Raw genomic sequence first — 24,366 nt, forward strand, 5'->3', positions numbered from 1 at the left:
ACAGTTCAGCACAAGGCTTTCATTATGCCAACAAGCACCACCATGACAATTCGGGTTTCGAGCGAAACCAAACTGAAGCTTGAGCGGATCGCCAATGACACGCGCCGCAGCAAATCCTTCCTCGCGGCCGAGGCGGTTTCGGCCTACGTCGATCGCGAGCTTGAGATCATCGAAGGCATCAAGCGTGGCATGGCCGACGCAGAGGCTGGCCGTGTCGTGCCCCACGATGAAGCCATGGCGGAGATCGACGCCATAATCGAAGCGGCGGAAGCTAAGCGTGCTGGTAACGCGTGAAGCGGCACGTCAGTTGGTCGCGAGAGGCGCTTGAAGACCTCAGCCAGCAGATCGGCTTCGTCGCGCGGGATAATCCGGCAGCCGCCAGACGCCTCGCTGATCGCATTCGCGAGGCCGGCCAAAATCTTGGCGATATGGCGACCGGCCGGCCTGGCCGCGTGACAGGTACTTATGAGAAGCCCATCGGGCGCCTCCCCTACGTCATTGCCTATAGCCTGAGGCCTATCGCTGGCCGTGAGAGCGTCGTCATCCTTCGCGTCATTCACACGTCGCGGGACTGGCCGTCCGAGGAATGGCCTATTTAATCGCTAAGCAGCTTGTCCAGCGCCGCCTTCTCGTCCGCCGAGAGCGCTGCTGATACCGGGCGGCGCGAACGCGCGCTGAACAGGATGAAGATGCCGCCGGCCAGAAGCAGAAGCGCCGGGGTGCCCCATAAAAGCGCGTTGCGCAGGCTGAAGCGCGGCTTCAACAGCACGAACTCGCCATAGCGCGAGACGATATAGTCCATCACCTGCTGGTCGGTGTCGCCGGCGACGAGGCGCTGGCGCACGAGGATGCGCAGGTCACGCGCCAGGTCGGCGTCGGATTCGTCGATCGACTGGTTCTGGCAGACCATGCAGCGCAGGCCTTCGGAGAGCGCGCGGGCGCGGGCCTCCAGCGCCGGATCGGGCAGCACCTCGTCGGGCTTCACCGCCTGCGCCGTGCCGGCGAAGAGCAGAGCCAGCAGCAGGATCAGCGAGGCGGCCGAAAACTTCGCCTTCATGTCGGGCTCGCCGATACCGTGGCGGCAGCCGGCTTGCGGCGCCTGGCGGGCGCGCCGACGCGCAGGCGGCGGTCGAGCAGCGACATGGCGGCGCCAGCCATCATCACCAGCCCGCCGCCCCAGATCAGCGTCACCAACGGCTTCCACCACAGGCGCACGACGACGGAGCCGTCATTGCCCTCATCTCCGAGCGACAGATAAAGCTGGCTCAAGCCCAGCGTCCTGATGCCGGACTCGGTCGTCACCGTCTGCCGCACCGGATAGAAGCGCTTGGCCGAGGTGATCTGGCCATCGGCGTTGCCGTCGGCGCCAATCAGCAGGAAACGGCCGCGATCCTCGGTGAAGTTCGGGCCTTTCTGCGGGAACAGCCCTTCGAAGCGCAGCGTGTGGCCGGAAAGCTCCACCGTCTCGCCGGCGCGCATGGTGAGGATCCTCTCGGTGCCGAAGCAAAGCGTGGAGACGATGCCGAGCAGGGTGAGCCCGAGGCCGAGATGGGCCAGCGCGGTGCCGAAGACCGAGCGCGGCAGGCCGGCGAAGCGCCTCAGCATGACGGCCGGCGCCACCGAGCCGACACCCGACTTGACGGCAAGGTCGGTGAGCGCGCCGGCGACAAGCCAGACGGCGAGCCCGACGCCAAGCGCGGCGAAGACCGAGGCGCCGTCGATGAACAGGCCGGTGATCAGCATCGCCGCGAGCGCCACGGCAAAGGCCGCCATCAGGCGCTGCGAAGCGGCAAGCACGTCGCCGCGCTTCCAGGCAAGCAGCGGCCCGAAGGGCACGATGGCGAGCAGCGGCAGCATCAGCGGGCCGAAGGTCAGGTCGAAGAAGGGCGCGCCGACCGAGATCTTGCCGCCGGTGATGGCTTCGAGCGCCAGCGGATAGAGCGTGCCGACGAGCACCGTCGCGGTCGCAGTGGTGAGGAACAGATTGTTGAGGACCAGCGCGCCTTCGCGCGAGATCGGGTGGAACAGGCCGCCGGCCGTCAGCGTGGAAGCGCGCAGCGCGAACAGCGTCAGCGAGCCGCCGATGAACAGCGTCAGGATGCAGAGGATGAAGACGCCGCGCGCCGGATCGGAGGCAAAGGCATGCACCGAGGTGAGCACGCCGGAGCGGACCAGGAAGGTGCCGAGCAGCGACAGCGAGAAGGTGAGAATGGCAAGCAGCAGCGTCCAGATCTTCAGCGCCGAACGCTTTTCCATGACGATCGCGGAGTGGAGCAGCGCGGTGCCGGCAAGCCAGGGCATGAAGGACGCGTTCTCGACCGGGTCCCAGAACCAGAAGCCACCCCAGCCAAGCTCGTAATAGGCCCAATAGGAGCCCATGGCGATGCCGCCGGTCAGGAACATCCAGGCGACCAGCGTCCATGGCCGCACCCAGCGCGCCCAGGAGGCGTCGATGCGGCCTTCGATGAGAGCGGCGACCGAGAAGGAGAAGCAGATCGAGAAGCCGACATAGCCGAGATAGAGCAGCGGCGGATGGACGGCGAGGCCGAGATCCTGCAGGACGGGGTTGAGGTCGCGGCCCTCGATCGGCGCCGGGTTCAGGCGGATGAAGGGGTTCGAGGTCGCCAGGATGAACAGCAAGAAGGCGGCGCCGATCATGCCCTGCACGGCAAGCACATTGGCCTTGAGCGTCGCCGGCAGGTTGTTGCCGAAGACGGCGACGAGCGCGCCGAAAAAGGTCAGGATCAGCACCCAGAGCAGCATCGAGCCTTCGTGGTTCCCCCAGGTGCCGGTGATCTTGTAGATCATCGGCTGCAACGAGTGCGAATTCTCCCAGACGCTCGCCACCGAGAAGTCGGAGCCGGCATAGGCGGTGGCCAGCGCCGCGAAAGAGAGCGCGGTCAGCGCAAAGCCGGTCACCGCGACCGGACCGCCGACCGCCATCAGCCGCTGATTGCCGGTGCGGGCGCCGACCAGCGGCACCAGCATCTGAACCAGCGACAGCGCGAAGGCGAGGACGAGGGCGAAATGTCCGGTCTCAACCAAGTTCGTTACTCGCTCTTGCTTTCCTGCCACACGCCCTTGGCCTTCAGGCCGTCGGCGACTTCCTTCGGCATATAGCGCTCGTCATGCTTGGCCAACACGCTGTCGGCGACGAAGACGCCGTCCGGGCCGAAGGCGCCCTCGGTGATGACGCCCTGCCCCTCACGGAACAGATCGGGCAGGATGCCGGTGTAGGTGACCTTGACCGACTTCTGGGTGTCGGTAACCGAGAAGGCCACGGTTGCACCGTTGCCGCGCACGACGGTGCCGTTTTCGACAAGGCCGCCAAGGCGGATGCGCTGTCCGGGCTGGACGCTTGCCGTGGCTAGCTCGGCCGGCATGTAGAAATAGGAAGCCTTCTGGCCGAGCGCGTAGAAGGTGAGCCCGGTGGCGGCGCCGAGGAAGGCCAGCCCCGCCACGATCACCGACAATCGCTTCTGCTTGCGCGTCATCTCTTACTCCGTCGCCGTCACGCCGAGGGAGGCGGCAAAGGCGGTGAATTTCTTGGCTTGCTCGCTATCGGCGCCAAAGGCGGCGACAGCGCGGCCGAGCGCGTCGCGCGCCTGGTCGGCCTTGCCGAGCACGACATAGGAACGGATGAGCCGCATCCATCCTTCCTCATCGCGCGGATTTTGCTTCAACCTGTCGTCGAGCCCGGCGACCATGGTTTCGATCATCGCCTGCCGGTCCTGCGGCGACATCTGCTGCGCCGCCTCGACCTGATCGGCATCCGGGCCGGCGGCCGGTTTGCCGGCCGTGGCCTCGGCCGTATCGGCGAGCGCCTGCTGGACGGCGCTGCGCCAAGGCGAATCCGGCGCGAGCTGACCGAGCATCTTTTGCCAGGCAGCGTCGGCCTCTGCCTTCTTGCCTTCCTGGGCAAGCCCCATCGCCAGATAGAAATTCGCCTTGGCGTTGGCGGGATCGAGCTTCAGGGCAGCCTCGAAGGCATTTTGAGCATCGGCGGAGACGATGCCGCCGGCGGCGTTGGCGATCGCCTCGCCGAGGCCAGCCTGGCGAACCGCGCTGTCGCCATCGAGGCGGATGGCGTTGCGATAGGCCGTCACCGCGTCGGTGTAGCGCTGCAGGCGCAGATAGACCGGCGCCAGCACGTCCCAGCCCTTGCCGTCGGAGGGATTGGCGGCAAGATGCGCCTCGGCGCGGGCGATCAGCTCGTCGACCGATGAATCGGCAGGATTTTTGGCGAGCCGTTCGGCCAGCGGCTGCGACGGCAGGTCGGGTGAGCCGAGCTCGCCGTAAAGTCCCCAGCTCACCAGCGGCACCGCCAGCACGGCGACTGTGGCAACCAGCCTCGCGGCTCGCGAAGGGCGCGGCGCGTCCGTGCCCGCCTGACTGGCGGAGCCGAGACGCAGGATGCGGCGGCCGATCTCGGCGCGCGCTTCCTCGGCCTCGCCCGGCTGGATCAGGCCGCGCGCCATGTCGCGGTCAAGCTCGGAAAGCTGGTCGCGATAGACTTCGAGATCGTGATCGCCGGCGGCCGACGCGCCTTTCGTGCCGCCGGCCAGCGGCAAAAGCACCGCGAGGCTGGCGCCCAGCGTAAGGATTGCGGCTATGACCCAGAACAGCATGGCTATTCCAATAAAGGCAGAGCCCTGCCCTGCCAACACAAGCATACTGCGACGCTTTGACGGCAGACGCGCCGGCCGACCTTGATAAATATCAAATCGCGCCGGCTGTTGCCTGGCTTAGGTCAGCGGCGTCCAACTGCCGTCGGCATTGCGGCAGGCCGTGCCGCGCGCGGTGACGCCCGATGCGCCAGCATACACGGTGTGCGTGTACTGGCGGCAGTCCTGGGAGCCGACCCGGTAAGGCTGGGCCGCCACGACCTCGCCGTAATGGGACGAGCTATCGCCCTTCCACGTCACCTTCTGACCGCTGGCGTTGTATTCCAACGCCTTGTACTCCGCCTCGAGGCCCTTGCGTTTCTCGGCGTCGCTCAGACCCGAGCCGATCGAACCGCCGATGAGCCCGCCATTCATGGCCGCGACGATGCTGGTTGCCACCTTGCCGCCGGCCGGCGGAGTGGCGACCGGCGTGACCGGCGAGGTCGGGCCGGTCCTGCCCAGCGTGGTGCAGCCCGAAACGGCCATCAGGGCGGAAACGAGCGCAACGCGAATCTTCATGCCAGCAACCGGTTCTCTGGAGCGGGATGGACTTCTTGAACGAGATGCACCGGGAGCCGCGCCATCGGGGAGGATGGCAAGCCCATAGTGTTGATATTTGTCGGAAATTTGGCCGCAGCCAGCCGCACGCAAATCGATAAAAAACATTATTGAAGGCTCCGCAATCTCACCACCGCCCTCAAGCCGCCCATGCCGGACCGTTCCAGCGCCAGGGCGCCTCCATACTCGTTGACGAGGTCGGCGACAATGGCCAATCCCAGCCCCGTTCCCGGCTTCGTCTCGTCTAACCTCTTGCCACGTTTCAACACTTCCCGCGCGCTGTCCTCGGGAATGCCGGGGCCGTCATCCTCTATAACGATTTCAAACAGGTTGGCGCTTCCCGGAACTGCGGCGACCGAGACGGCGACGGCGCTTTTTGCCCATTTCATGGCATTGTCGAGCAGATTGCCCAGCAATTCCTCCAGATCCTCGCGCTCGCCGGCAAAGACGATCTCTGCCGGCGGCGGCGACAGCGATAGCTTCGTCTGCGGATTGAGCTTCCGAAGCACGCGCACCATGCGCTCGACAAGCGGCGCCACCGGCGTGCGGAAGACCACGCTGTCGCGCTGGGCGGCGACGCGGGCGCGCTGCAGATAATGATCCACCTGCTTCTGCATCGAGGCGGCCTGCTCGGCGATGAGCTGGCCCTTGGCGCCGCCGAGCGCGCGGCCCTCGTTGATCAGCACGGCGAGCGGCGTCTTCAGCGAATGGGCGAGGTTGCCGACCTGGGTTCGGGAGCGCTCGACGATGCGCCTGTTGTTCTCGATCAGCGCATTGGTCTCGTTGGCCAGGGGCTCGATCTCGGCGGGGAAACGGCCGTCGAGCCGCTGCGCCGTGCCCTCGCGCACCATGGCCAGCGCATTGCGCACGCGGCGTAAGGGCTGCAGGCCAAGCAGGATGGCGATGGCGTTGATGGCGATCATGCCGACGCCGAAGAGCGACAGATAGGTGAGCAGGCGACGCTGGAAGCTGGCGATCTCCTGTTCCAGCTCGCTGTGGTTGCCCATGACGCGGAAGCGCGCGGCGCGGTTCTTGGCATCGAGCACGAACTCGCTCTCGAAGACCTCCAGTTCCTCGCCCTTGATGCCTTCGGTCGAATAGCTGCGCTGGAAATTCGCGTTGAAGGGAACTTCGGCGACGCTCGGCGACAGGACCGAGGTCGTCATCGAGGAGGAATGGATCTCGCCGTGAACACCTTCGGAGGCTGGCTCAACGGACCAGTACCAGCCGGAATTCGGCTCGGAGAAGCGCAGGTCGCCAAGGTCGGGCGAGCCGGTGAGCGCGCCGCTGTCGGAAATGCCGACCGAGCCGATCAGGTTGAACAGATGCGCCGAAAGCAGGCTGTCGAAGCCGCGTTCGCTGGCCTGGCGGTAGAGCGTGGTGATGAGGGTGAAGATGACGATCAGCGTCAGGATCGCCCAGACCGTCGAAAAGGCGATGACGCGGAAGGTCAGCGAGCGCGGCCAGAGCCGCAGCCTTGAAAGCCACGTTCTCATCGTCGGCTTCAGCGGTTCCGCGTCACGCCTCCGGCTCTCGCATGCGATAGCCCATGCCACGCACGGTTTCGATCATGTCGATGCCCATCTTCTTGCGAAGCCGCCCGACAAACACCTCGATGGTGTTGGAATCGCGGTCGAAATCCTGGTCGTAGAGGTGCTCGACCAGCTCGGTGCGCGACACCACCTCGCCCATATGGTGCATCAGATAGGCAAGCAAACGGAACTCGTGCGAGGTGAGCTTCAGCGGCACGCCGTTGACATCGGCCTTGGAGGCCTTGGTGTCGAGCCTGAGCGGCCCGCAAGTAAGCTCGGACGAGGCATGGCCGGCGGCGCGGCGGATCAGCGCCCTCACCCTGGCCAGCACCTCCTCGATGTGGAACGGCTTGGTAACATAGTCGTCGGCGCCGGCGTCGATGCCGGCCACCTTGTCGCTCCAGCGGTCGCGCGCAGTCAGGATCAGCACCGGCATCTTGCGCCCGCCGCGGCGCCAGCGCTCGACGACGCTGATGCCGTCCATCTGCGGCAGGCCGATGTCGAGGACGACGGCGTCGTAGGGCTCGGTGTCGCCGAGGAAATGCCCCTCCTCGCCGTCATAGGCGCGGTCGACGACATAGCCGGCATCGACCAGCGCGTCTGCCAGCTGGCGATTCAGATCCTTGTCATCCTCGACGACGAGCACGCGCATGGGTTGAAGCCTGTTGATGGGGAAAGATATAGGCCGATTCCGCCGGCCAGGGAAACTTAAGCCTGTTAAAGGGATGGGGCCTCAGTTGAGCGGCACCACGATCTCGGAACGGCGCGGGCGCTGGCCCTCCTTGCCGGGAACCAGCACGACGATGACGCAGACCTGCTGGCCGCCGCGCGTCGACGGCGAGGCCTTGGCGAGCGTGCCGCCATTCTGCGCGGCGACCTGCTGGCCGATCGCGTAGCAGTCACCTGCAGCAAGCACGACCGGCTGCTCGACCGACGGTTCGACGACCGGCATGGCCGTCGCCTGCGACACAAAGAGGCCGGCTGCGGCAAGCGTCAGCGCCGCGGTGCGGATATGGGAGCGGAACGTTTTCATGATCACGGTTCTAACGCATGTGTGCTGAACGTGAAATGAACGGTGAACGGCCGAAAATCCATGCCCGCCATGCCCCCTGAACGCGAGACATCCAACTGCCCGAGCCCCCATCAAGCCGGACTTCGAAATTCATAGCCGGAAAATCACCGGCGCGGCTACGGTTTTCGCGTGCGCGATTGTGCTCTAGTTAGCGCCGAAAAGCTGGATGACCCGAAGCTGGACGACCATGGGAGAATGCCGTGACGAGCGAGGACCTTGCAGATCGTTACAAGGGCTATATCGCCTGCCTCAACGAACAGGACTGGAACAATCTCGGCCGCTTCGTCGGCGAAGAGGTGCAATATAACGGCGAGACGATCGGGCTTTCGGGCTATCGCCGCATGCTGGAAGGCGATTTCGAGTCCATTCCCGATCTGCGTTTCAACATCGAGCTTCTGGTATCGGAGCCGCCGCGCGTGGCGGCCCGCCTGCATTTCGACTGCAGGCCCAAGGGCGTCCTGTTCGGCCTGCGGGTGAACGGCAAGCGCGTCTCCTTCGCCGAGAACGTCTTTTATGAGTTCCAGGACGGGCGGATTCGCGAGGTCTGGTCGGTCATCGACAAGGTCGCCATCCAGGCCCAGCTTTAGGGTAGATTGGTGCTTCAGGCATCCTCTTGCGTCAGCGCGCGAAAGCGCAGCAGCCCGTGGTGGACCGCCAAGTCCTCGTCATAGCGCGCCTCGGCGAATTCCAGCGACAGACGGGTCTGGCCGCGCTGGCCGATGGAGAGCGCCGCACCGTCGAGGCGTGCCCTGATGCTGTCCATGATGAGACGAACCTCGGCCTCCCCTTGAGCCTTCGACCAGACATGCAGCGTGATGAGCTGATCATTGTCGTTGTCGGCGCCGGTTTCGAGGTCGAAGGCGCTGGTGCGACCGTAGGTCACGTTGGGAAAAGCGGCCTTGTCGTTGGCACGCTCGAGCAGGCCGGCGCCGCCGAGCAGCGCCGACAGCGACGCGTCGGTCTTTAGCCGCAGGAACAAGGCCTGCATCAAATCGCCAGGCGCCGTCATCTATCGTCTCCGTTCGCCTGATAAGCCCTGAACGCCGGCAGTTTCGCGCGCACCGTAACCGCGTTGCCCTCACTTCGCCAGAGCAACGGCGCTTGATCCGCGACCGCTTTCGGGAGGTCGGCGCGGCTCACCGCCGATCATCGCCGCATGGTCCTTGATCACGGCGATCACGAAACGGATCACGGCGCGCACCGGCGCTTCATCACCGATGTCGCGGCGATAGACAAGCGAAACCGGGTGGCTGCCGAGAATATCGGGGGTGAGCCGCATCATTCGCGGCTCCGGTTCCGCCAGCATGCAGGGCATCACGGCCAGCCCGGCGCCGGCCAGCGCCGCCGCCAGCATCTCGGTCATTTCCGCAACGCGAAACACGATCATCGCGCCCTTGCCATAGGCTTCGACCCAGCGGGCACCGGGCACGCCGACGAGACTCTCGTGAAAGCCGATGATTTCGTGCCCGGTGAGCCGACGCGGATCGATCGGCATCGGATGGCGATCGAGATAGGTTCGGGATGCGTAGAGCGACCAGCCCGATTCGCAAAGCCTGCGCGCGACCAGCGTTTCATCGGCCACAGGCCCAATCCTGACCGCGAGGTCGGCCTCGCCATGCTGGAGATCGACGGGGCGGCTGCCGCTGGTCAATTCGAGGCCGATGTCGGGACAGGCCTTGCGGAAAGCCGCCATGCGTTCGGCAAAGAAGGGGCTGAACCCGGTAGGCAACGCGAGCCTGACGCGGCGCGTGCCCGACCGGACCAGCGCGGTCATCGCCTCGACGGCGCGTTCCAGATCCTCGCCGAGCGGCAGCAATCTCAGGCCGAGCGGCGTCACCTCGAGGCCCTGCGGCCCGCGCAGGACCAGCGAGGCCCCGAGCGCGGCTTCGAGGGCCGCCAGGCGCCGGCTGATTGTGGTGTGCCGCACGCCTAAGGCGCGCGCCGCGCCGGACAGCGTTCCCGCCCGCGCGGCGGCGAGGAAATAGCGCAGATCGTTCCAGTCCGGTTCGCCGATTGTCATCGCCGGCGCATTCTAGACCAACTCGTCGCCGGACGCCTGTGCGGATTTGCACAGGCTTGCGCGAAAATCGGCAATGGTCGGACCGGGCCGCCCGCGCGAGACTCTGGCAGAATCCGCAGTCAGAGGAGCAAGCCATGGGCATGGAGAACCTGCGAGCAGTGGTGGCGCGGCACGCGGCATCGGCAAACGCGCTGGCAGCGCTCGGCCTTGCGCTGGAGACACGGCTCCATGGCACGGCGCTGGAGGACGAAGCCGCCCACCGCATCGAAGCCGTGCTCGGCTGCCTCGGCATATCCGACATTGTTGCCGACGCCAGCGCCGCCGAGCTTTTGCCGGTGCTGGCCAGCATCAAGGTCGAACTCTTGTCGGGGAGCAAGCTGCTGTCGGCGCCCTCCGCCAGCGCCGAAACCATGGAAGCAAATCTGCGGCAGGCCCTGGGCGACGTTTCCACCGGCTTCCCAGCGCTGCTGAAGCGATCGATCGCGCCGCAGCTTGCCGGCCTGCAGGAGCGGCTCGAGGCGCCGGGCGCCGCCTTTCTCGATATCGGCGTCGGCGTCGGGGCGCTGTCGATATCGATGTTGTGGGAGTGGCCGGAACTGTGGGCGGTCGGCATCGATCCGGCGCCCGACGCCATCGCCCAGGCGCACGCCAATGTCAGGGCGGCCGGGTTCGCGGACCGCATCGCACTGCGCATCGGTTTCGGCCAGGAGATCGCCCTCGAAGAAATGTTCGATCTCGCCTTCGTGCCAAGCGCCTTCATTCCGGAAGCGCATGTCAGGGCGATCGTCCCGCGCTGTCTGGCGGCCTTGAAACCCGGCGGCTGGCTGCTGCTGGCGATGATAAATCCCGGGCCGGATGCGCTGGGAGAGGCGCTGGCCAGCTTCCGCACCGCAATGTGGGGCGGCACCGTTTTCGAGAAAGGCGCGGCACAGGCGCTGGTCGAGCGATGCGGTTATGCCGACACGAGGCTGCTGCCTGGCCCCGCTGGAGCACCGGTCGCTTTTGTCGCCGGGCGCAAGCCTAGCTGACGATGATCGGGAGGCTGGCGATGAGATTGCTGATCTTTGGCGCCTCGGGCGCGACGGGCCGCGTCCTCGTCTCGGCGGCGCTGGCGGAAGGTCATCTGGTGAGCGCCTTCGTCCGCGCGCCCGGCAAGCTCGCCGTCAGCCACGAGCATCTGAGCGTTATCGTCGGAGACGTCGCCGACCGCAAAGCGGTGGAGGGCGCGATTGCCGGTCACGATGCGGTGCTGAGCTGCCTCGGCGTCGGCGTACCGCTGAGGCACGATGGCGCGGTGATTGCCGGCATCGGCTTCATCGTCGAGGCGATGCAGCGGAGCGGGCCGGGCCGGCTCGTCTACCTGTCCTTCCTTGGCGTCCGCGACGGCCGCCGGCAACTGGGCCCGCTGCTCGGCGGCATCGTCGCGCCGCTCGTGCTGCGCCATGAGGTGGCGGATCACGAAGCGAAGGAAAGGCTCATCGCGCAGTCCGGCCTCGACTGGACGATCGTGCGGCCGCCAAGGCTCGGCAACGGCCCGGCAACCGGCGCGTTCCGCCACGGCAACGGCATTCGGGCCAATTCGCTGCTGCCGACACTGGCGCGCGCAGACGTCGCGGCCTTCATGCTTGCCCAGGTCGGCGACACCACATATTCGCGTAAGGCGGTTGCCCTGCTGCCTTGATGTTCACGACACCGGCGCGGCGCCGCCCTCTTCGGTGCGCCGCGCGATGAACTCGTCGAGCACACCGGCGGTGGCGGCGGCGGATTGCGGCGGCTGAAAGTCGGAAAGAATCCGCTTCCAGATGCCGGTGGCGCGCTCGGTCGCGGTCTTGCCGCCTGACTGCGTCCAGTTGCCGAAATTCGACCAGTCGGCGACCAGCGGCTCGTAGAAGGCGGTGCGGTAGCGCGTCATGGTGTGAGCCGCCGAGAAGAAATGACCGCCGGGCTGCACCTCGGCGATGGCGTCGAAGCCGATGGCGTCGGCGTCGCCCGGCGTCTTCGCGCAAAGCTCAGCGATCGTCTGCAAGGCCTCGATGTCGGTGATCAGCTTTTCAAAGGAGACGCTCAGGCCGCCCTCCAGCCAGCCGGCGGCATGGATGCAGACGGTGGCGCCGGCAAGCACCGAGCCCCACAGCGCGAACTGTGTTTCATGCGCCGCCTGCGCGTCGGAGATGTTGGCGGCGCTGCCGCCGCCCGAGCGCCAGGGCAGGCCGGTGAAGCGCGCCAACTGGCCGGCGCCCAAGGTCGCCTTGATGTGCTCCGGCGTACCGAAGGCCGGCGCGCCCGACTTCATGTCGACGTTGGAGGAAAAGGAGCCATAGACCACCGGCGCGCCGGGACGCACGATCTGCGCCAGCGTCAATCCGGCCAGCGCCTCCGCGTGCTGCAGCGTCAGCGCGCCGGCGACCGTGATCGGCGCCATGGCGCCGGCCAGGCAGAAGGGCGTGATGATCGAAACCTGGCCGGCCTTGGCGAAGTCGATGATGCCCTGCGCCATCGGGATGTCGAGCTGGCGCGGCGAGTTGGTGTTGATGACCGTGTAGCAATAGGCGCCGCTGCGGAACTCGTCCTCCGAGAGACCGCGCGCCAGACGGACCATCTCGAAGCTGTCCTCGACCTGCGGCGTGCCGCGCGCGAAGACGAAGGGGAGCTTGTCTGACAAAGTGAGCTGCGCCCGGCCGGTTGCATAGTGGCGAAAGCGCGTGTCGACGTCCTGCGGCTCGATGCAGGGACCGAGCATATGCAGCACGTCGAAATGCTGCAGCAGCTTCATGAATTCCTCGAAGGCGGCCAGCGTGCCCGGCCGGCGGCCGCGTTCGAGATCGGTGACGTTGGGCGCACCGGACCCGGCGAGGAACGCCATCGTGCCGAGCTCCAGCGCAAGATCGCGGGAGCGGTCGCCGCCATAGGCAGGGATCGAGCGCGGCGCGGAAGCCAGGGCCGCATCGACCATGTCGCGGCCAATCCTCACCATCTGGCTGTCCTCGTCGACCAGGGCGCCAGCCTTGGCAAGAATGCCGCGCGCCTCCGGCAGCAGCACCTTGATGCCGAGCTCCTCCAGTACTCTCAGCGCCGTATCGTGGATCGCGGCGACCTGATCGTCGGAAAAGACGGGCTGCGGCAGGAACGGGTTCTTCAGCGAACGGTAGTTCGGGCGACGGCCGGATTCGCTGCCCGCCTCGCCATTGCGTCCGCGCCGGCGTTCTCGCCTCAGGTCGCGTGCGGCCTCGTCAATCATGCCCAATCCTCCTATTGCCGCATTGCCTCGCCCTTGGGGTCATAGGGCGAGGCCGCGATGACGCGCGCCGGCCGTTCGACGCCGACAATGTGTACGGAAAGCTCGGTTCCCTCCCCGGCGAATTCGTCATCCACCAACGCCAGGGCGACGCTCTTGCCGACGGTATAGCCATAGCCGCCGGAAGTGACGAAGCCGACGCGCCGACCCTTGCGCCAGACCGGCTCGAAGCCGCTGGCGTCGGCATCGACGGCGTCGACCTCAACTGTCACGATCCGTTGCGAAACTCCGGCCTTGCGCTCTTTCAACGCCGCTTCACGGCCGATGAAGTCGCCCTTGTCGAAGGCGATGAAGCGGTCGAGGCCTGTCTGTCCTGGCGTGTAGCCTTGCGTGAACTCGCGCGACCAGATGCCGAAGCTCTTTTCCAGGCGAAGCGCGTTGAGCGCGTAATAGCCGATCTCGGCGAGACCGAGATCCTCGCCGGCGGCAAGCAGCGTCTCGCGAAGGGTCGCATGCAGGGCGGCCGGGCAGTTGATCTCGAAGCCGAGCTCGCCGGCGATCGACAGCCGCGCGATCCGGGCGCGCACCATGCCGATGTCGAACGCGCCGCAGGCCATGAACGGCAAGGTCTTGGCGGATACGTCCTGATGCGTGGTGCGTTCGACGATCCTGCGTGCGTTGGGTCCGGTGACTAGAAAGCCGGACACCGTGTCCGAGATGTCGGTGACGGAAACGCCGTCCGCCATATGCGCCTCGAACCAGCGCATGTGGAATTCGCGCAGGTAGTAGGACCCCATGATCCAGTATTCTTCCCCGCCCCAGTTGAGAACGGTGAGATCGCCCTTCAGCCTGCCGTCAGACCCAAGCATCGGCGCCAGCTTCGCGCGGCCGGGCTTCGGCAGCTTGCAGGCGAACAGCCGGTCTAGCCAGGCCTCGGCGCCCGGTCCCGACACGGCGTAACGCGAGAAGGCCGTGGTATCGACGAGGCCGGCGGCGCGGCGCACCTGCAGGACCTCGTCGCCGACGATGTCGAAGGCGTTCGAGCGCTTCAGCGTCGTCTCCTCGCGAAAACCCATCGGCGCGAAATACGCCGGGATTTCCAGCCCCCAGGATGCCGTCCACTCGCAGCCGGCGGCGCTCATGCCGTCATAGGCGCCGGGGCGCTTCAGCGGCCGGCCCGCCGGTAGGCGCTCGTTGGGGAAGGTCATGACGAAGCGGCGGGCGTAGAACTGGCGCGTGGTCTGCCTGAGATACTCGCGGTTGGCGGCGAACGCGCCGTAGCGGGCGATGTCCATGCCGAAGATGTCGGCCTGCGGCTCGCCATGGATCATCCATTCGGCCAGCGACTTGCCGACGCCGCCGCCCTGGCTGAAGCCGGCCATGACGCCACAGGCGACCCAGTAGTTGCGTAAGCCCCTGACCGGACCGACCAGCGGGTTGCCGTCCGGCGTGAAGGTGAAGGCACCGTTCACCCATTTGCGGATGCCGGCCTTGGCCAGGCAGGGGAAACGCTGATAGGCCTTGGAAAGCTCCGGGCTGATGCGATCGATGTCCTCGGGGATCAGCTCGATGCCGTAGTCCCAGGGCGCGCCGTCCATGTTCCAGTGTTTCGGGTTCTGCTCGTAGACGCCGAGCAGCACGCCCTTCCGCTCCTGCCGCAGATAGGAGAAGCCGTCGAGGTCGACGGCGAGGCCGAGCTCCTTGTCGAGGGCCGCGACCTCGGGAATGTCCTCGGTGACGAAATAATGGTGCTCCATCGGCGTCACCGGCAGGTCGACGCCAGCCATCAGCCCGACTTGCTTGGCCCAGAGCCCACCGGCATTGACGACATGCTCGGCGACGATCGTGCCCTTTTCGGTGACGACATCCCAGCCGCCGCCGGCACGCTGCTTCAGCTCGACGACGCGGTTGCGCAGAATCACGTCGGCGCCACGCTTCTTCGCGGCGCCGGCATAGGCGTGCGTCGTGCCATAGGGGTCGAGATGGCCTTCGTTGGAATCGTAGAGGCCGCCCAGCACGTCGCTGACATCGACGATCGGGCAGATCTCCTTGATCTCATCGGGCGTCACCAAGCGGGCCGTCTCGATACCGACCGACTGGAACACCGCCCAGGCCGATTTCAGCCATTCCCAGCGCTGCGGGTCGCTCGCCATGTTGACGCCGCCGGTCATGTGCAGGCCGGCATTCTGGCCGGACTCGGCCTCGATCTCGCGATAGAGCTTGATCGTGTAGTCCTGCAGCGCCGCGACGTTGGGATCGGCATTGAGCGCGTGGAAGCCGGCGGCCGCATGCCAGGTCGAACCGGCCGTCAGCTCGGCGCGCTCGATGAGCGCCACGTCGTTCCAGCCGAACCTCGTCAGGTGGTAGAGCACCGAGGCGCCGACCACGCCTCCTCCGATGACGACCGCGCGATAATGCGACTTCACGAGCTCTCTCCCTCTCGTTGAAGGCTCTAAGATATACAGACTGGACATACATGTCTAGACACTTCTGTCCAGAGCTTGCGCGCGGCTTCGCGCCATGCCTATTGTGCGGCCATGATCATCGCCGCTCCCCAGGCCGAACCGACGCCCGGAAACATCAAGGTCACGCGCTGGGACTGGATCAATCTCGCGTTGCAGACGCTGATCTCGGACGGCATCGAGAGCGTGCGCGTGCTTACGCTCGGTCAGAAGCTCGGCGTGTCGCGCTCGAGCTTCTACTGGTATTTCGAAAGCAGGCAGGACCTGCTCGACCAGTTGCTCAAGCACTGGCACGACACCAACACCACGGCGATCGTCGAGCGCGCCCGGCGCCCTGCCGAAACCATCATCATGGGCGTGATGAACGTGTTCGAATGCTGGGCCGACGAGCGCTTGTTCGACCCGAGGCTCGACTTCGCCGTGCGCGAATGGGCAAGACGCTCGGACGATGTGCGGCGCATGATCGACCAGGCGGACGACGAGCGCCTCAGCGCCATCCGCGACATGTACCGCCGGCACGGCTACGACGACGAGGACGCCTTCATCCGCGCCCGCGTCCTCTATTACATGCAGATCGGCTACTACGTGCTCGACCTCAAGGAGCCGGTCGAGGCCCGCGTCAGCCATCTCGCCGCCTATCTGCGCTCCTTCACCGGCCAGGAGCCGACCGAGGCCGATGTGGCGCATTTCATGCGCTTCATCGCAGCGCGGTGATATCGCCGCGAAGTATCAACCTTGGCGTTCAACAAAGCCTGGGTGTGGCTTCGCTGCCCTTGTGAGCGGTGATAAAATGGTTGATTAGTCGTGCAGGGGTGGCGCCCGAAACCGTTCACGCGGTTTCGGTCGAAAGCGCGTTGGGGCGGAAGTCTGGAATGGCAAGTCCTTCGAAACCACGCAAGAGAAGAGGCCGGATCGCCTCAGCGGCTCTTGCGGTCGACGCATGGCTCGATTCCTCGCTTTATGAAATCGGCTTCAAGGCGCGCGAATTCTGGGAAGCAGCCACCATCTTTTCCCGCCGCTTTCGCCTGCATGGCTGGCGGCGCGCCATCATCGAGGTGCTGAGCGAGGGCTTCACCATGGGCGCCGGCGGCTTCGTGGTGCTGTTGGCGCTGGCCATGCCCGCCTTCGAGATCACCGCCGGCGACTGGCGCAACCAGGGCGATTTCGCCGTCACCTTCCTCGACCGCTACGGCAATGAGATCGGCCAGCGCGGCATCATCCAGCGCGATTCAGTGCCGGTCGACGAGATGCCGGACATCGTCATCAAGGCGGTGCTGGCGACAGAGGACCGGCGGTTCTTCGATCATTACGGCATCGACGTCCTCGGCCTGTCGCGCGCCATCTTCGAGAATGTGCGCGCCAATTCGGTGGTCCAGGGCGGCTCCAGCATCACGCAGCAGCTCGCCAAGAACCTGTTCCTTTCCAACGAGCGCACCTTGGAGCGCAAGATCAAGGAAGCGTTTCTCTCGCTGTGGCTGGAGGCGAACCTCTCCAAGAAGGAGATCCTGCAGCTCTATCTCGACCGCGCCTATATGGGCGGCGGCACGTTCGGCATCGAGGCGGCGGCGGATTTCTATTTCGGCAAAAGCGTCAAGGACCTGAACCTCGCCGAGGCGGCGATGCTGGCCGGCCTGTTCAAGGCGCCGACCAAATACGCCCCGCACATCAACCTGCCGGCGGCACGCGCGCGCGCCAATGTGGTGCTTTCCAATCTGGTCGACGCCGGCTTCATGACCGAGGGCCAGGTGCTGCAGGCGCGGCTCCATCCGGCCGACGTCGTCGACCGCGGCGAGAAGCAGAGCCCCGACTATTTCCTCGACTGGGCCTTCGACGAGGTGAAGAAAATCGCCAAGCCCGGCCAGCATTCGCTGGTCGCGCATACGACCTTCGACGCCAACATCCAGAAGGCGGCGGAAGAATCGGTCGAGTTCCACCTCCGCCAGTTCGGCAAGGAATACAACGTCACCGAGGGCGCGGTGGTGGTGATCGAGACCAATGGCGCGGTGCGCGCCATCGTCGGGGGCCGCGACTATGGCGCCAGCCAGTTCAACCGTGCGACCAAGGCGCTGCGCCAGACCGGCTCGTCCTTCAAGCCCTATGTCTACGCCACCGCGATGGAGCATGGCTTTACGCCGGATTCCGTGGTTTCCGGCGGTCCGATCTCCTGGGGCAACTGGTCGCCGCATAACTATAGCGGCGGATCGGCCGGCAATGTCACGCTGCTGACCGCGATCGCCAAGTCGATCAACACGGTGCCGGTGCGGCTCGCCAAGGATCATCTCGGCATCGCCCCGATCAAGGCGATGGCCGAATCGATGGGTGTCGAATCGCCGCTGGAATCGCACAAGACCATGGTGCTCGGCACGTCCCTCATGACGGTGATGGACCAGGCGACGGGCTACAGCGTCTTTGCCCAGAACGGCTTTGTCGGCTCCAGGCACGGCATCACCCAGCTCGTCACCCGCACCGGCGACGTGGTCTATGACTGGACCAAGGACGCGCCGCCCCCGCACCGGGTGCTGTCGGAACAGGCGCTGAAATACATGAATACCATGCTGGCTGCGGTGCCGGTGATCGGCACGGCACGACGCGCCCAGCTTCCCAACATCGTCGTCGCCGGCAAGACCGGCACCACACAATCGTACCGCGACGCCTGGTTCGTCGGCTTCACCGGCAACTACACGGCCGCCGTCTGGCTCGGCAATGACGACTTCACGCCGACCAACAAGATGACCGGCGGTTCCCTGCCGGCGATGGTATGGCAGCGGCTGATGGTCTATGCGCACCAGAATATCGACCTGAAGCCGATCCCGGGCCTCGATCATCCTTTCGTCGACCCGGAGGTCGCGGCCAAGGCCGAGGAAGCGGCGAAGAAGGAGGCCGCGGATGCCGAGGCGCAGGCCGAGGCCGAGCGCCCGCCGGTGCTATCCAGCCGCACCACGCAGACGCTGAGGGACATGACCAAGGTGTTCCAGTCCGCACCCGTGCTCGACGCACCCACCCTGCCGGAGACCCTGTCGGCGCTTTAGGTTTTGATCTTGCTCAGGCCTTTGTCCCGAAACCGGCTCCCACTTTCGGGAGACATGCTTTTTATCCTGCGCATGTCTTTGTCCCGAAACCGGCTCCCACTTTCGGGAGACATGCTTTTTATCCTGCGCATGTCTTTGTCCCGAAACCGGCTCCCACTTTCGGGAGACATGCTTTAGCGGAGACTTGGCAATCTGAGACGGGCCCAATCGCCGGCTGGGATCTCAGCGCCGACGCGGAAGTTGAACGACAGGACCCTCGTCGCATCGGTGTCGACTTCGCACCGGAAGCTTAGGCGGTACCATGTGGTTGTGGTGCTGAAGGCGGTCTCCGCAGGGCTAAGAACATTGCCCGCCTTCAGCGGAATAGATGGCAGCCATTTGGGAGAATAAGAGGCGTCCTGCAATTCCTGATTCAAGACGCTGCCGCAAAGGTTGGCGACCCGCTGATCGCGAGGCACGCCGGTCATGGAACTTGTGGCCAGTGCATCGCCGGTGGCGCCCTGCGAGTAGAGCTTTCGGACACCAGGAAGACCCGAATAGGTAGGCGATCCAGCAACGGCGGCTTTTGTGGAACCTGGCGTCCCGGTGCTCCTGCTTCGGGACTTCGAGCCCTTGGCAGGCTTGAACTTCAGCGCATTTGCGGGTTTGGGCTTTGGCTTTTCGGCGGTTTGCGCTCCTGCCTCTTGCCCGTCTGCCTGTTGTCTGTCCGCGTTCTGGGCTGCCTGCTTTTCCTCGCTCTGCGTGGGGTTGGCGTCCGTCTCGGCGGTCGCCGGCTTGTCGTCAGCCTTGCTTGGATCTGCCTGCTGATCGGCGCCGGCCGGCACGGCAGATTGGTTCTCAACCGGCTTCGGCAAGGCTGGCGGCTTCGAATCGCTATCCTTGGCCGGCGAAGGCGTGTTGTCTCGATCGCCGCCTCCATCCAGGGATTTCCTCGGGCCAGCATCCTTGTCGCCGTACTGAAAAACGGGCTTCAGCACCGCGATTGCCGGCGGCTTCGGCGGCTGCTTTTCCGGCAAAGGCGGCTTTTCAACTTTCTGCTCGGGCGGTTTTTCAGCCTTCGGTTCCGGCGGCTTTTCGGCCTTGGGCTCCTTTGGCTGCGGCGCGGGCGGAGGCTTCGGTTTCGGCTGCTCGGGCGGAGGCACAAGCGCGACATTGACCGGCTGCTCCCGATCCGGCTGTTGAGCAGGCCTCGGCAGGCTGTAGACCAGAAATACCGCTATGAGCGCATGCAGGATCAGCGATGCGGGCAAGGCGCACGCCAAATTCCAACGCCGTTCTTCCGTCTCGCCCTTCATCCCGATCGATGTGGAACGAAAAGGCGGCGGCTTCAAGCACAGACACCGATTGAACGGCCACCCGCAGCGACGCAGGAGGAAGCCGCCGCTGCGTGCCGGTTTCACCCGAATATCGCCACGCCTTGGAGCAAGCCGGCTTGCCACGGGGGCCCGCGCCGCGATATCCCGAGCAACCTCCTCTGTTCCGGCCCTTCATGCTCAGAAACGCATTCCTCACGCTGCTTTCGCTTGCCATAGCCATCGGCCTTGGCGGCGGCAGCGTCTGGTACGCACTAAACGCGCAGGACGGCGTCGGCGCGATCCGCATCGGCCGATGGACCGCCTTTCCCGACATCGGCACCCAGGCCGCCGATCCCTATTCGAAGGCGCGCATAGCGCGTGAGGGTGTGCTGGCGCTCGGTCGGGCCGAGGGACTCTCCTTCGTCGCCGAGCGCGACGAGACCGGTGAGCCGTTGAAACGCGAATGCGCCTATACGATTGAAGGCGGCTACCCGACGGCCCGGTTCTGGACGCTCTATGCCGCCGACCAGTCGCTCGGCGTCATCGACACCGGCAAAGCGAGGCGGGCCGCGCTGCAATCCTATGAGGTGCTGCGCCAACCGGATAATTCGGTCGTCATCGCCGTCGGCAACCGCCCCGCCCCCGGCAATTGGCTGCTCACCAACGGCTTCGGCAAGATGTATTTCGTGCTGACCTTCTACGATACGCCGATCGCGAGCAGCACCGGGCTTTCCGACGTGACGCTGCCGCGCATCCTGAAGGCGGGCTGCAATGCGTAGCCTGCTGCACGCGCTCATCCTCGGCCTGCTGGGCGCCGGCATCGTGCATATCGTGGTGCTGTTCCTGGTGCCGGAATTTTCCGAGCGCGATGCCTGGTCGCGGCTGGCGATGGCCTCCGACCTCTACAAGATGACGCGCCTGGACGCCGAGGCCGGCGGCGCGCCTGTGGTGAAGTCGGTCGACCCCATGTTCTACGCGGCAGCCTGCCGCTTCGACCTCGCCGACGGGCTGGTGCGGATCCGGGCGCCGGGCGACGTTCCGTTCTGGTCGGCCTCGGTCTATGACCGCAGCGGCCACAACATCTATTCCTTCAACGACCACAACGCGAACGGCGAGAAGCTCGATGCCGTTGTGCTGACGCCGGCGCAGATGATCGACGTGCGGCGCGATCTTCCGGAGGAATTGCAGGGCGCGATCTTCGTCGAGGCGCCTATCGAGGACGGCATCTTCGTCGTCCGCGCCTTCGTGCCGGACGACAGCTGGAAGCCGATCGTTTCACGCTTCCTCGAGCAGAGCGCTTGCGAGCTGCAGGACTATTGAGCGGAAAACGGATCAGTGGCGCGGAACGGTGGGTCGCGGCGAGCCTGGCTTGTCGGGACCGTCCGGGCGCGCCGCGCCGACCTGCGGCTGTGGCTCGTAGCGGACGCCGGGGAAGATGATGACCGCCGCCGCTGTATCGGTGGCGTGAGCTACTCGATTGACCGGTGCCGTTCTCGGCACAAAAGACAGGACCATGCCCATGGTTCGCGCATTCCTCTCGGTTTGACCGGAGCACAACGCAACGCCTCCAAAGTTGATTAAGGCGGGCAGAGGGTTAACGGAGCGCTAACGGATCGCGGCTAATTTGATCTTTAGTTCCCTGGAGACGCGAAACCCGCTTGGCCGGATTGCGCGGGGCCAGGTCTGTGTCGAGTGTCGGGCGTATCGTGTCATCTTCGGATTTCAGGCAAATCGCTATCCGGACCGAAGCGGGAAAAGCCGAAAGGCTGTTCCGCGCCGCCGTGTCGGCCTTCTGCTCGCTGACGCGGCCCTCGCGCCGCGAGATCGCCCAACTCGAGGATCTGACGCTGCCGCTGTTCGACGAGGTGTCGGTCGAGTCGCGCCGCTATGTCGCCGCCGCTCTTTCCGAATGCGAGTATGCGCCGGCCGCGCTTGTGCGACGGCTGGCGGAGGAGCCGGTCGAGATCGCGGCACCGCTGCTCACCCGCTCGAACGCGCTGAGCGACATCGACCTCATCGCGCTGATCGGCCGCCATGGCCTGCCGCACGCACGCGCGATCGCCCGCCGCAAAGAGCTCAATGCGACCATCGCCCACCTCATCCGCGCGCTGGAGAAGCCGACGCTGGTCAAGACCCGGCCACCGGAGACGGTGACGAAGCTCGCGCCGGTGAAACCGGCGCCCGCCGAGGCCGGCGAGGACAAGCGACCGCTCCCAGGCGAAGCCGAGGACAATGCGCGGCGCCGCCTGCGCTCGATGATGCGCCCCGCCGGCGAAGGTGTCGCCGTCAACCCCGTTGAGCCAACCTACGCGAAGCTGCGCGAGACGGCGCTGACCGGCAATGCTGCCTTCTTCCAGACAGCGCTTGCCGATGCGCTCGACATCGATTTTACCACGGCTCGCTTGGTGACCGGGCAGTCGAGCTACACGGCGCTGCTATCGGCGCTCAAGGCGCTCGACCTCAGTGAGGACAGAGCCTTCCTGATCGCGGTCGCGGTCTATCCCGGTGAGTTCCCGCATCCGCAGGCGATCCGTCTGTTCCTCGACCGCTACCGGCTGCTGCATCGCGAAGCGGCGCTCGACAAGGTACGGGCCTGGAAAACCGAAACGCCGTCGCGAGCGATCCGCGGCAACGCCGTCGAGACGGCAGGCGCCGAGCACCAGGCGTCGAACAGCGACGGCACGGCCGCTAGCCTGAAGGCGTCCTAGCCGTCCAGCGCTGGGCCTGCTTTGCATCGTCGAAGAGGCAGGATTTTCGCGAGGCGAAGATCCCCTCGCCCGCCGTTCGCGATTTTTCGGGAATAGAGCGACGCAGGACCGCGTTGAGGAGATGAAGGGCGATCACCCCTTCAGCAAACAGCGTCGCCTCTTCTGCAAACCTTCCCAGCAACTGAAGGTCGGGCATCGGACGGGACGCTGAACAATCCCCAACACTATGATTGGAGAATCCATGATGCGAACACTTGTGTTCTTTGCCGCGCCATTGCTGTTTGCCGGCTCCGCGTCGGCTTCCGATCACCTTTTCACTGCCGTAGGAGCAGGTGGCTTGACGACATCGAGCCAGCCTTTCCAGAACGGCACAGATAACCCAGGCCGACCAGGCACTTCCGTCTCAGGCGAGGGCAGTCCCCTGTCAGGAGACGAGCATACGGTGCCTGCGACGGAGACGGCGACGGGGGCCACCTCAAAGACCCCACCGTCGGTTGATCAGGGCAAGACGGCGCCGTCGGACCACGCACGCTGACAGTCGCGTTGCCTTCCCGCACATTCGGGGCAGTTCAGCGTTTGGCAGAAGCGCTGAACTGCCTCATTTGTTTCGCCAAATCCCTAAACAGGCCGGGCCTATTCCGCCTTGACGGAAACAAGTTCCTCGACCGGAACGGAGCCGGCCTCGATCTCGACCACCCAGATGTCCGGATCGAATCGCTTTTCTTTCTCGAGCCGCGCATCGAATGCCGCAGCATCGTCGCCGGAGTCGAGCAAGGTGAAGAAGCGCTCGTCGGGCTTGGCGGAATCGTAGCTCGTCTGCGGCGCCGGCCCGTAGAGAGCCGCCTCCCCCATCCGGCCGCGCGACAGCACGAAGACGGCGCCCGCCTCGGTCGCGCCACGCTTGACCACGGCGGCAAAGCCGCCGGCGGTGAAGACACGGCGCAGCAAAGCCGATACCCACAGATCGGTGGTCACGCGCATGGCAAGGTTCCGGATGACATGCGCGGCTCCTTACAGCATTGCGGCAGCGACAGGAACGGCATCACCGAAAGCGCCCCTCAAATCAAGCTCGCACTGGTTGGCCCAAGCTCCTTACCGCCGCTCTTCGAACAGCTCCGGTGTGATGTTCCGCCCGCCATAAAAGATGCCTAGAATCAGGACGCGTTCGTTCTCGACGGCAAAGGCGATGCTGACGGTGCGGCGGCAGCCGACAATACGCAGACCCGGCATGATCTCGGTCCGTTCGGTACCTCGCGCTGGAAATGTCGAGAGGCTGCGGCAATGATCGCGAATGCCGGCAACGAAATTTCATGCAACAGCGGGCGAAGCGCGCTCCGAAATATGCTCGTAAAGCTCTTCTAGCTCGACCTTCGCCTGAGGATGGAACACAACCTCATGCTCCATCCTTACTTGGCTTTCGCCAGCTTAGCGCGGTGGCGCGTTTCCAGCTCGGAGAAAACGGCGTCTGCCGGGATGCCCTTCGCGGGATTCTGCCGAAGCTCGGCAAGACGGGACGGTATCTCGCCGCGCAGCCATTTCTCCCGCTCCGCCTCGAAATCCTCAAGCATCCGCAGGCCCGCGCGGACAACTTCGCTGGCATTGTTGTAACGGCCGGATTCGACCTGCTTGCGAATGAAGTTCTCATAGTGGTCGGTAAGGGCGTAATTGGGCATTGGCGACCTCCTGCCTGAACAGGACTACAGTTAGCAATAGATGTCAGCTATACCTTTGGCTCAGATTTTACGCGCCATCCTGCTCGTCGGCCTTCCACTGGCAACAGCAGAAGAAAAC

The 24,366-nt window shown here is 65.3% G+C and carries 28 protein-coding genes; 10 read left to right on the forward strand and 18 right to left on the reverse strand.

The window, feature by feature from the left end:
• Positions 1–24: 24 nt before the first annotated feature.
• Together QAZ47_RS26950 and QAZ47_RS26955 are read left to right on the forward strand one after the other, a co-directional pair.
• The gene (locus QAZ47_RS26950; RefSeq protein WP_278203831.1) at positions 25–294 is read left to right on the forward strand and encodes a CopG family ribbon-helix-helix protein; all 270 of its coding nucleotides are present in this window, start codon (positions 25–27) and stop codon (positions 292–294) included.
• Positions 291–599, forward strand: coding sequence for a type II toxin-antitoxin system RelE/ParE family toxin (locus tag QAZ47_RS26955; protein ID WP_278203832.1), 309 nt, complete (start codon positions 291–293; stop codon positions 597–599). The genes QAZ47_RS26950 and QAZ47_RS26955 overlap by 4 nt, the downstream gene beginning before the upstream one ends.
• On the opposite strand, the gene QAZ47_RS26960 is transcribed toward QAZ47_RS26955, so the two are convergent.
• From QAZ47_RS26960 to QAZ47_RS26995, 8 genes are all read right to left on the reverse strand, one after another.
• A complete protein-coding gene (locus QAZ47_RS26960; protein ID WP_278231384.1) occupies positions 596–1,057 on the reverse strand; it encodes a cytochrome c-type biogenesis protein in 462 nt (153 codons plus the stop codon). The genes QAZ47_RS26955 and QAZ47_RS26960 overlap by 4 nt on opposite strands.
• On the reverse strand, positions 1,054–3,045 hold the full coding sequence (locus QAZ47_RS26965; RefSeq protein WP_278231385.1) for a heme lyase CcmF/NrfE family subunit: 1,992 nt from the start codon (positions 3,043–3,045) through the stop codon (positions 1,054–1,056). The genes QAZ47_RS26960 and QAZ47_RS26965 overlap by 4 nt, the downstream gene beginning before the upstream one ends.
• Before the next feature lie 5 nt (positions 3,046–3,050).
• Positions 3,051–3,494, reverse strand: coding sequence for a cytochrome c maturation protein CcmE (gene ccmE / locus QAZ47_RS26970; RefSeq protein ID WP_278073079.1), 444 nt, complete (start codon positions 3,492–3,494; stop codon positions 3,051–3,053).
• Positions 3,495–3,497: 3 nt separating this feature from the next.
• Positions 3,498–4,628 (reverse strand): c-type cytochrome biogenesis protein CcmI, encoded by a 1,131-nt coding sequence (gene ccmI / locus QAZ47_RS26975; protein ID WP_278231386.1) that lies wholly within the window; start codon positions 4,626–4,628, stop codon positions 3,498–3,500.
• Between the two features lie 117 nt (positions 4,629–4,745).
• A complete protein-coding gene (locus QAZ47_RS26980) occupies positions 4,746–5,183 on the reverse strand; it encodes a hypothetical protein (protein WP_278203837.1) in 438 nt (145 codons plus the stop codon).
• Between the two features lie 146 nt (positions 5,184–5,329).
• Entirely contained in the window at positions 5,330–6,718 is a 1,389-nt protein-coding gene (locus QAZ47_RS26985) for an ATP-binding protein (protein WP_278231387.1), read from the reverse strand.
• A 22-nt stretch (positions 6,719–6,740) separates the two neighbouring features.
• Positions 6,741–7,406: a response regulator transcription factor gene (locus QAZ47_RS26990; protein WP_041002188.1), complete on the reverse strand. Its 666-nt coding sequence runs from the start codon at positions 7,404–7,406 to the stop codon at positions 6,741–6,743.
• An 81-nt stretch (positions 7,407–7,487) separates the two neighbouring features.
• The gene (locus tag QAZ47_RS26995) at positions 7,488–7,787 is read right to left on the reverse strand and encodes a hypothetical protein (protein ID WP_278203840.1); all 300 of its coding nucleotides are present in this window, start codon (positions 7,785–7,787) and stop codon (positions 7,488–7,490) included.
• A gap of 239 nt (positions 7,788–8,026) precedes the next feature.
• Here QAZ47_RS26995 and QAZ47_RS27000 point away from each other — a divergent pair, with 239 nt between their 5' ends.
• Positions 8,027–8,413: an ester cyclase gene (locus QAZ47_RS27000; RefSeq protein WP_278231388.1), complete on the forward strand. Its 387-nt coding sequence runs from the start codon at positions 8,027–8,029 to the stop codon at positions 8,411–8,413.
• A 14-nt stretch (positions 8,414–8,427) separates the two neighbouring features.
• On the opposite strand, the gene QAZ47_RS27005 is transcribed toward QAZ47_RS27000, so the two are convergent.
• A complete protein-coding gene (locus QAZ47_RS27005) occupies positions 8,428–8,835 on the reverse strand; it encodes a DUF3168 domain-containing protein (protein WP_278231389.1) in 408 nt (135 codons plus the stop codon).
• Positions 8,836–8,904: 69 nt separating this feature from the next.
• Positions 8,905–9,846, reverse strand: coding sequence for a LysR substrate-binding domain-containing protein (locus QAZ47_RS27010; protein WP_278231390.1), 942 nt, complete (start codon positions 9,844–9,846; stop codon positions 8,905–8,907).
• A 134-nt stretch (positions 9,847–9,980) separates the two neighbouring features.
• On the opposite strand from QAZ47_RS27010, the gene QAZ47_RS27015 reads away from it, so the two are divergent.
• Positions 9,981–10,874: a class I SAM-dependent methyltransferase gene (locus tag QAZ47_RS27015; RefSeq protein ID WP_278231391.1), complete on the forward strand. Its 894-nt coding sequence runs from the start codon at positions 9,981–9,983 to the stop codon at positions 10,872–10,874.
• A 20-nt stretch (positions 10,875–10,894) separates the two neighbouring features.
• Complete coding sequence (locus QAZ47_RS27020) at positions 10,895–11,527, forward strand: NAD(P)H-binding protein (protein ID WP_278231392.1); 633 nt, start codon at positions 10,895–10,897, stop codon at positions 11,525–11,527.
• A gap of 3 nt (positions 11,528–11,530) precedes the next feature.
• Here QAZ47_RS27020 and QAZ47_RS27025 read toward each other — a convergent pair whose 3' ends face one another.
• Complete coding sequence (locus tag QAZ47_RS27025; RefSeq protein ID WP_278231393.1) at positions 11,531–13,084, reverse strand: trimethylamine methyltransferase family protein; 1,554 nt, start codon at positions 13,082–13,084, stop codon at positions 11,531–11,533.
• Positions 13,085–13,095: 11 nt separating this feature from the next.
• Complete coding sequence (locus tag QAZ47_RS27030) at positions 13,096–15,507, reverse strand: FAD-dependent oxidoreductase (protein ID WP_278231394.1); 2,412 nt, start codon at positions 15,505–15,507, stop codon at positions 13,096–13,098.
• Between the two features lie 111 nt (positions 15,508–15,618).
• On the opposite strand from QAZ47_RS27030, the gene QAZ47_RS27035 reads away from it, so the two are divergent.
• On the forward strand, positions 15,619–16,257 hold the full coding sequence (locus tag QAZ47_RS27035) for a TetR/AcrR family transcriptional regulator (RefSeq protein ID WP_278233883.1): 639 nt from the start codon (positions 15,619–15,621) through the stop codon (positions 16,255–16,257).
• Between the two features lie 158 nt (positions 16,258–16,415).
• On the forward strand, positions 16,416–18,572 hold the full coding sequence (locus QAZ47_RS27040) for a penicillin-binding protein 1A (RefSeq protein ID WP_278231395.1): 2,157 nt from the start codon (positions 16,416–16,418) through the stop codon (positions 18,570–18,572).
• 173 nt (positions 18,573–18,745) lie between these two features.
• On the opposite strand, the gene QAZ47_RS27045 is transcribed toward QAZ47_RS27040, so the two are convergent.
• On the reverse strand, positions 18,746–19,867 hold the full coding sequence (locus QAZ47_RS27045; protein WP_278233884.1) for a DUF930 domain-containing protein: 1,122 nt from the start codon (positions 19,865–19,867) through the stop codon (positions 18,746–18,748).
• A 194-nt stretch (positions 19,868–20,061) separates the two neighbouring features.
• On the opposite strand from QAZ47_RS27045, the gene QAZ47_RS27050 reads away from it, so the two are divergent.
• Positions 20,062–20,646, forward strand: a complete 585-nt coding sequence (locus QAZ47_RS27050; RefSeq protein ID WP_278203852.1) for a DUF1214 domain-containing protein — start codon at positions 20,062–20,064, stop codon at positions 20,644–20,646.
• A complete protein-coding gene (locus QAZ47_RS27055) occupies positions 20,639–21,187 on the forward strand; it encodes a DUF1254 domain-containing protein (RefSeq protein WP_278231396.1) in 549 nt (182 codons plus the stop codon). Before QAZ47_RS27050 ends, QAZ47_RS27055 begins: the two co-directional genes overlap by 8 nt.
• 12 nt (positions 21,188–21,199) lie before the next feature.
• On the opposite strand, the gene QAZ47_RS27060 is transcribed toward QAZ47_RS27055, so the two are convergent.
• Positions 21,200–21,388 (reverse strand): hypothetical protein, encoded by a 189-nt coding sequence (locus QAZ47_RS27060; RefSeq protein ID WP_278203856.1) that lies wholly within the window; start codon positions 21,386–21,388, stop codon positions 21,200–21,202.
• Between the two features lie 185 nt (positions 21,389–21,573).
• Here QAZ47_RS27060 and QAZ47_RS27065 point away from each other — a divergent pair, with 185 nt between their 5' ends.
• Positions 21,574–22,575, forward strand: a complete 1,002-nt coding sequence (locus tag QAZ47_RS27065; protein ID WP_278231397.1) for a DUF2336 domain-containing protein — start codon at positions 21,574–21,576, stop codon at positions 22,573–22,575.
• Here QAZ47_RS27065 and QAZ47_RS27070 read toward each other — a convergent pair.
• The 4 genes from QAZ47_RS27070 to QAZ47_RS27085 form a co-directional block, all read right to left on the reverse strand.
• Positions 22,556–22,771 (reverse strand): hypothetical protein, encoded by a 216-nt coding sequence (locus QAZ47_RS27070; protein ID WP_278231398.1) that lies wholly within the window; start codon positions 22,769–22,771, stop codon positions 22,556–22,558. The genes QAZ47_RS27065 and QAZ47_RS27070 overlap by 20 nt on opposite strands.
• Before the next feature lie 437 nt (positions 22,772–23,208).
• Positions 23,209–23,556, reverse strand: a complete 348-nt coding sequence (locus QAZ47_RS27075; RefSeq protein WP_278203859.1) for a DUF1491 family protein — start codon at positions 23,554–23,556, stop codon at positions 23,209–23,211.
• 111 nt (positions 23,557–23,667) lie between these two features.
• On the reverse strand, positions 23,668–23,805 hold the full coding sequence (locus QAZ47_RS32155) for a hypothetical protein (protein ID WP_347567166.1): 138 nt from the start codon (positions 23,803–23,805) through the stop codon (positions 23,668–23,670).
• A 176-nt stretch (positions 23,806–23,981) separates the two neighbouring features.
• Entirely contained in the window at positions 23,982–24,248 is a 267-nt protein-coding gene (locus QAZ47_RS27085) for a type II toxin-antitoxin system ParD family antitoxin (RefSeq protein ID WP_278073098.1), read from the reverse strand.
• Positions 24,249–24,366 lie beyond the last annotated feature (118 nt).

Source organism: Mesorhizobium sp. WSM4904 (genome assembly GCF_029674545.1).
Lineage (GTDB): Bacteria > Pseudomonadota > Alphaproteobacteria > Rhizobiales > Rhizobiaceae > Mesorhizobium.

Bases quoted from the DNA above. Each gene is read 5' to 3' on its own strand.
- QAZ47_RS26950 (WP_278203831.1), top strand. From the start codon at position 25: ATGCCAACAAGCACCACCATGACAATTCGGGTTTCGAGCGAAACCAAA.
- QAZ47_RS26960 (WP_278231384.1), bottom strand. From the start codon at position 1,057: ATGAAGGCGAAGTTTTCGGCCGCCTCGCTGATCCTGCTGCTGGCTCTG.
- ccmE (WP_278073079.1), bottom strand. From the start codon at position 3,494: ATGACGCGCAAGCAGAAGCGATTGTCGGTGATCGTGGCGGGGCTGGCC.
- ccmI (WP_278231386.1), bottom strand. From the start codon at position 4,628: ATGCTGTTCTGGGTCATAGCCGCAATCCTTACGCTGGGCGCCAGCCTC.
- QAZ47_RS26980 (WP_278203837.1), bottom strand. From the start codon at position 5,183: ATGAAGATTCGCGTTGCGCTCGTTTCCGCCCTGATGGCCGTTTCGGGC.
- QAZ47_RS26985 (WP_278231387.1), bottom strand. From the start codon at position 6,718: ATGAGAACGTGGCTTTCAAGGCTGCGGCTCTGGCCGCGCTCGCTGACC.
- QAZ47_RS26990 (WP_041002188.1), bottom strand. From the start codon at position 7,406: ATGCGCGTGCTCGTCGTCGAGGATGACAAGGATCTGAATCGCCAGCTG.
- QAZ47_RS26995 (WP_278203840.1), bottom strand. From the start codon at position 7,787: ATGAAAACGTTCCGCTCCCATATCCGCACCGCGGCGCTGACGCTTGCC.
- QAZ47_RS27005 (WP_278231389.1), bottom strand. From the start codon at position 8,835: ATGACGGCGCCTGGCGATTTGATGCAGGCCTTGTTCCTGCGGCTAAAG.
- QAZ47_RS27010 (WP_278231390.1), bottom strand. From the start codon at position 9,846: ATGACAATCGGCGAACCGGACTGGAACGATCTGCGCTATTTCCTCGCC.
- QAZ47_RS27015 (WP_278231391.1), top strand. From the start codon at position 9,981: ATGGGCATGGAGAACCTGCGAGCAGTGGTGGCGCGGCACGCGGCATCG.
- QAZ47_RS27020 (WP_278231392.1), top strand. From the start codon at position 10,895: ATGAGATTGCTGATCTTTGGCGCCTCGGGCGCGACGGGCCGCGTCCTC.
- QAZ47_RS27025 (WP_278231393.1), bottom strand. From the start codon at position 13,084: ATGATTGACGAGGCCGCACGCGACCTGAGGCGAGAACGCCGGCGCGGA.
- QAZ47_RS27035 (WP_278233883.1), top strand. From the start codon at position 15,619: ATGATCATCGCCGCTCCCCAGGCCGAACCGACGCCCGGAAACATCAAG.
- QAZ47_RS27040 (WP_278231395.1), top strand. From the start codon at position 16,416: ATGGCAAGTCCTTCGAAACCACGCAAGAGAAGAGGCCGGATCGCCTCA.
- QAZ47_RS27045 (WP_278233884.1), bottom strand. From the start codon at position 19,867: ATGAAGGGCGAGACGGAAGAACGGCGTTGGAATTTGGCGTGCGCCTTG.
- QAZ47_RS27050 (WP_278203852.1), top strand. From the start codon at position 20,062: ATGCTCAGAAACGCATTCCTCACGCTGCTTTCGCTTGCCATAGCCATC.
- QAZ47_RS27055 (WP_278231396.1), top strand. From the start codon at position 20,639: ATGCGTAGCCTGCTGCACGCGCTCATCCTCGGCCTGCTGGGCGCCGGC.
- QAZ47_RS27060 (WP_278203856.1), bottom strand. From the start codon at position 21,388: ATGGGCATGGTCCTGTCTTTTGTGCCGAGAACGGCACCGGTCAATCGA.
- QAZ47_RS27070 (WP_278231398.1), bottom strand. From the start codon at position 22,771: ATGCCCGACCTTCAGTTGCTGGGAAGGTTTGCAGAAGAGGCGACGCTG.
- QAZ47_RS27075 (WP_278203859.1), bottom strand. From the start codon at position 23,556: ATGCGCGTGACCACCGATCTGTGGGTATCGGCTTTGCTGCGCCGTGTC.
- QAZ47_RS32155 (WP_347567166.1), bottom strand. From the start codon at position 23,805: ATGCCGGGTCTGCGTATTGTCGGCTGCCGCCGCACCGTCAGCATCGCC.
- QAZ47_RS27085 (WP_278073098.1), bottom strand. From the start codon at position 24,248: ATGCCCAATTACGCCCTTACCGACCACTATGAGAACTTCATTCGCAAG.